Here is a 4,015-nt window from a genome sequence, read left to right as displayed (position 1 = left end):
TGGGTCGATATAAAGGCGTCATTGGACAGCGTTTGCGCGCTCGGTCATTCCCCGCTCAACAGCCAGAAGCTGCGATCGGCGCCGCTATTCTTACCCGAATGCTCGCCTGCGGACGCCCGAAATCCGTTCGTTGCCAAGCATCGGCGGGAGCAACCAAATAAGCGGACCCATCAAAGACCGAGCTTCGTTCATTGGCTGATCCGCGCACCAACGCCCCTGACAAATTCAATTGCCAAAGGTGGAACCAAAAGGCGATTTCGGTGTTGATCTAGGGACGCAGTGTATCGGGGAACAAGAATGCAGCCTGCCGGCTCAAGTAAAGTCAAAATCCGCGACCCGGGGAAGCGGCCCGGCAAATCAATGGCTGGGAGCCCGGACAGTGATGCTTCGGCCTCCGGGATTTCATTGTTGTGACGGAGTGGCTGGGGTCCACCGTTCCCCTGTTCAAGGCGCTGCACCTGATCGCGCTGAGCATCTGGTGTGGAGGTTTGATCGCACTGCCGATGATGCTGGCGCGCCACGATGGGCCTATTTCACAGGATGACTACGAAATTGTCCGTTACAGGACGCATATCACCTATACGATGATCGTAACGCCGGCCGCAATCATCGCGGTCATTGCCGGAACGTGGCTGATCTTCTTGCGCCAGGTCTTCGTGCCGTGGCTGTTTGCCAAACTGGTTTTCGTCTCCCTGCTGCTCGTGCTGCACGTCTGGATAGGCCACAGCATCGTTCGGATCGCGGAGAAACCGGGCGATCACAAACCGCCAAACCCCTATCTGCCGGTGACTGGTGTGCTGACCTGCGCGACCGTGATACTGCTTTTCGTATTGGGAAAGCCCGATCTCGACTGGGTCGACATGCCACAATGGTTGCTTATGCCGCGGGGCGGTCACTTGCCCTTCGAAATTCCCAGCCGGTAATCGAACACGAGTTTGCCCCCATGCCAGCCAGTGAAGCCAACCACCAGAACGCAGAGCACCGAGAGCAGGATGCCGTAGGGAAGCACGGCGCTCTCATAGCCAGACAGCCTGACACCCCAATTGGTGCCGAGAAGCGACAGCAACGTGACTGCAATAATGAAATGGGTCCATGCCGCGGCCCGTACCCGGATGCCGGAGACAAGCAGAAGTTCGGCAGTTCCCGACAACCCTGCGAGCATTCCGAGCAGAAATGCCCCGCCTACCGCCCACAATGCGCCGCGCGCCCAGAACGGATCGCCCGTCCACCAGTAGAGCATATCGGCAGCAAGCGTGCAGAAGGTGAGCGCTATGGGAAACGATACGCTCATGGCATGGATCGGGTGACCGGTTATGGCAATCCGGGATTGCGTCTCGTCGAAGCCCGGCGTTTCAGCCACCGGATCGACGAATTGTTTTTCCTTTGCCTCGATCTCTTGCAAACCCACGGCACCCGTCTCCTCAAACTGTTCGTCCTGAGCGTAACGCTTGGAACCCTTTCGGGTTGCACCGGTGACCTGTCGATGCTGGACCCCGGGGGTCCTGCGGCGCAATCGATCGCCACGCTATGGTGGGTTATGCTTATCACATTCACTGCGATATTCGTGTTTGTGATGACGCTTTTGGCGCTTGCTTTTCGTCCCGCTGGTAGCGGGATATTTCCGGCTTTGGCTGAAAGGGTATGGATCATCGGGCTGGGCCTGGTGTTCCCTGCCGTCATTCTGCTCTGCCTGCTCGTCTACGGTTTGTGGATCGGGGAGCGGCTTGTGCCGCGCAATGGAGCTGATGTCACGAGAATAGAGGCGGAGGCACGGAGGTGGTCGTGGCGCTTTTCCTACGAGCACGATGCCCGGCGCAGCACGGAGAATGTCCTTCATATTCCCGCCGGGCGCCCTGTCGACATAGCCATCACCACGGCCGATGTGATTCACAGCTTCTGGGTGCCGCGGCTTGCCGGCAAGCTCGACGCGATCCCCGGCCATGTCAACGTGCTCAGGATCGAAGCCGACGCGCCGGGTACCTATGCCGGGCTGAGCGCGGAGTTCAGCGGCCGCGGGTATGACAATCACCGGTTCACCGTCATCGCGCATGGATCCGAAGACTGGCAGAAATTCCTGGAGGGGGAGCAATGAACGCACTGGCGCGCCATCGCAGGCTGACGGCTATCTGGTCTTCCGAACCGGGCTGGAAAGGCTGGTTGTCGACCGTCAATCACAGCGATGTCGGACGCATGTTCATCGTCACCGCATCCTTCTATTTCCTGGTTGGCGGCATTCTCGCGATGCTGATCCGGGCGCAACTGGCAACCCCTCATTCGGTCTTCGCGGGCCCCGAGATCTATAGCCAGCTTTTCACAATGCACGGGACCATAATGATGTTCCTGTTTGCCATCCCGATGATTGAGGGCCTGGCGATCTACCTGCTGCCCAAGATGCTGGGCACGCGCGATCTGGCCTATCCACGGCTTACCGCCTATGGCTACTGGTGCTATTTCTTCGGCGGTGCAATGCTTTTGATCTCGCTGATTTTCGGGATCGCGCCCGATGGCGGCTGGTTCATGTATCCGCCGCTGACCGGCCGGATCCATTCGCCCGGCATCAACACGGATTTCTGGCTGATCGGCATCACCTTCGTGGAAATCTCGGCGATCTGTGCGGCGGTGGAGTTCACGGTGTCGATCCTGAAATACCGCGCCCCCGGCATGACGCTCAGCAAGATGCCGGTGTTCGCCTGGTACATGCTGGTGGTCTCGCTGATGATCCTGACCGGATTTCCTCCGTTGATCCTTGGATCGATCCTGCTGGAGCTGGAACGGGCCTTCGCAATGCCGTTCTTTCAGGTGGAACTCGGCGGCGACAGCCTGTTGTGGCAGCACCTTTTCTGGCTCTTTGGCCATCCCGAGGTCTACATCATCTTTCTGCCCGCCGCAGGGATGGTCTCGACCATCCTGCCTGTGATGGCGTCCACCACACTGCTCGGATACCGCTGGGTTGTTGCCGCAGCGGTGGCGCTGGCGATCCTGAGCTTTGGATTGTGGGTGCACCACATGTTCACCACCGGTATCCCTCATATGGGGCTTGCCTTCTTTTCCGCGGCCTCGACGCTGGTCGCGGTCCCCACGGCGGTCCAGGTCTTTGCCTGGATCGGGACGATGTGGAAAGGCACGCCGCAGCTGCGGCTGCCGATGCTGCACATTCTCGGCTTTTTTGTCACCTTCGTCATCGGCGGGCTGACCGGAGTCATGGTGGCGGTTGTGCCATTCGACTGGCAGGTACACGACACAGCCTTTGTCACCGCGCATCTGCACTATGTGCTGTTCGGCGGCTTCGTGTTTCCGGTGCTGGCCGGAATTTACTACTGGTTGCCGCTGGTGACAGGCAACAGGCGTTTTTTCCGCCTCGGCGAAGTGGCGTTCGCGCTGATCTTTGCCGGCTTTCATGTCACCTTCCTCGCCATGCACTGGGTTGGTCTGATGGGCCAACGGCGGCGCATATCGACCTATTTGCCCGAGGATGGCTGGACAGTCATCAACCTGATATCATCGGTCGGTGGTTTCGTGATGGCGTTCGGGCTGACCCTTGTGCTGATCGAGATTTTGCTCAACCTCGCTGTGCGCCATCGCGCCAGGCGCAATCCCTGGGGGTCGGGTACGCTGGAATGGGCCATTCCAAGACCGTCCGCAGCCTATAATTTCGCCAGCCTGCCGCGGGTGAATTCACGCGAGCCGCTGTGGGATACTCCTGCTTTGCCGGCCCAGCTCGCGCGCGGCGACGGCTATCTCGGCGATGCGGCAACCGGCAAACGCGAGAGCCTGTTGGTCGACATCGCGAGCGGAGAGCCTGAACAGCTGGTGATCTATCCCGCCAACACTCGCCTGCCGATCCTCCTGGCGGCCGTCACGGGCCTGTTTTTTGTCTCGCTTCTCATCAAGGTCTACGTGATTACGCCATTCGCCATCGCCGGTGTGGTTGCGCTGGGCTGGCGATGGGTCTGGCGGCTCGGTTCGCGGCAGGATCTTGGCGACCAGCCCATCGGCCATGGCGTGACCGTCCCCA

At 59.8% G+C, this 4,015-nt stretch carries 4 protein-coding genes and 1 pseudogene; 4 read left to right on the top strand and 1 reads right to left on the bottom strand.

Features of this window, described 5'->3' with window-relative positions; genetic code table 11:
- Together ABJN75_RS01145 and ABJN75_RS01140 are read left to right on the top strand one after the other, a co-directional pair.
- Positions 1–161, top strand: a pseudogene (locus ABJN75_RS01145) (IS5/IS1182 family transposase); the annotation flags it as partial.
- A 249-nt stretch (positions 162–410) separates the two neighbouring features.
- Positions 411–923, top strand: a complete 513-nt coding sequence (locus ABJN75_RS01140) for a CopD family protein (protein ID WP_348436028.1) — start codon at positions 411–413, stop codon at positions 921–923.
- Here the strand turns inward: ABJN75_RS01140 and ABJN75_RS01135 are convergent.
- A complete protein-coding gene (locus ABJN75_RS01135) occupies positions 893–1,408 on the bottom strand; it encodes a DUF2231 domain-containing protein (protein ID WP_348436026.1) in 516 nt (171 codons plus the stop codon). The genes ABJN75_RS01140 and ABJN75_RS01135 overlap by 31 nt on opposite strands.
- A gap of 219 nt (positions 1,409–1,627) precedes the next feature.
- Here ABJN75_RS01135 and ABJN75_RS01130 point away from each other — a divergent pair, with 219 nt between their 5' ends.
- Both ABJN75_RS01130 and ctaD read left to right on the top strand, forming a co-directional pair.
- Positions 1,628–2,092 (top strand): cytochrome C oxidase subunit II, encoded by a 465-nt coding sequence (locus tag ABJN75_RS01130; protein ID WP_348436024.1) that lies wholly within the window; start codon positions 1,628–1,630, stop codon positions 2,090–2,092.
- The coding region (gene ctaD, locus ABJN75_RS01125; RefSeq protein ID WP_348436022.1) for a cytochrome c oxidase subunit I at positions 2,089–4,015 on the top strand (1,927 nt) is incomplete at its 3' end. The genes ABJN75_RS01130 and ctaD, both read left to right, overlap by 4 nt.

Source organism: Hoeflea sp., from assembly GCF_039975035.1.
Lineage (GTDB): Bacteria > Pseudomonadota > Alphaproteobacteria > Rhizobiales > Rhizobiaceae > Hoeflea.
The sequence above is the reverse complement of the archived record's forward strand: the minus strand, read 5'-3'. Positions and strand labels throughout refer to the sequence as shown.